Annotated in this window: 1 protein-coding gene; it reads left to right on the forward strand. The window is 73.4% G+C overall.

The window, feature by feature from the left end:
- Window positions 1–554: 554 nt before the first annotated feature.
- Window positions 555–1099: hypothetical protein (locus MXD58_RS25265; RefSeq protein ID WP_250610159.1), on the forward strand; the 545-nt coding region annotated here is incomplete at its 3' end.

A 1099-nucleotide genomic window follows, 5' to 3' on the forward strand; every position in this document is an offset into this window, starting at 1 on the left:
TCGAAGTCGACGAGGCGCAGCCGGCCGGCCGGGGCCTTGGCCAGCTGGTCACCGCGGCGCTGCTGGGACGCGCACGCGAGCGCGGCCTGGCCGCGGTCGAGCTGCACGCCCAGACCCGGGTCGCCGCGCTTCTACGGGCACCAGGGGTACGCGAAAGGTAGCCGGAACCGGCCTGGCGCGGATCATCAACCTGCCGTGGCGCTGCCGAATCCCTCTCCGGTCGTCGCGACACGATGGTCCCGATCGCCCCGTGATGCCTCAACGTATCGACAACTGCCGCTATCCTGATGGCCGATTACTGTTTTATTTGCGGGAATCCCGCGCCAAAATGTGGAAACGGGTGCTCCGCTCCCGTGCGGGCCACTGTGCCGAGGGTCGTGCCGCGGCAGGGTTCGAGAAGGAGGCATTCAGTGTCGTTTGCCGTATCCCCAGGACGGCCCGACGGCAGGGGGCCGTCCGCCGCCAATCCGCCGAACTCCGCCGACCGTCCGGTACCCGCTCGTCGCCTTCCCGCTTTCCGTCGGGCCGGCGGCCGGGGCGTGGTGCCCCGCCGGGTGCGTTCCTCGTTCGTCGCCGTCAGCGTCACGGTGGCCGTGAGCGGGCTGGTCGCCGTCGGCGGCGCCGGGAGCGCGCAGGCCGGTGGCGCGTCCTGGGCGAGCTGCCCGAGCAATCAGATCAGCTATGTCAGCGTCCCCCCGGAGCCGGGTCAGCCCTCCGGGGGCATGACCTACCTGCCGGGCGGCTACTACGCGCACGTGGCGCAGTCCTGGCCGCCGTCCACCGACCTGCTGTGTCGCACGGGGCCCGGGCGCGGGCCGGCGGCGGGGGAGCCGTCCTTCCGGGTCGAGCACATGGGCTGCCCGGACGGCGTGGCGACCTTCGGCGTGCCCCGGCCCGCCGGTGGCACCGGGTTCGGCGGTCCGCCGGTGAGATGGGGATCGTTCCTGCCACAGGGTTGGTACGACCTGTCGGATCCGGCCGTCGACCCGGGGTGGACCGCGGTCTGCTGGTCGCCGACGAACCGGACCAGGCGCGCTCCCGGCCCGACACCGGCGTCCACGCCCGCGGTCAGCCCGCCGGCCGCAGCCGCAGCCGCAGC

It is taken from the genome of Frankia sp. AgKG'84/4 (assembly GCF_023242965.2).
GTDB lineage: Bacteria > Actinomycetota > Actinomycetes > Frankiales > Frankiaceae > Frankia.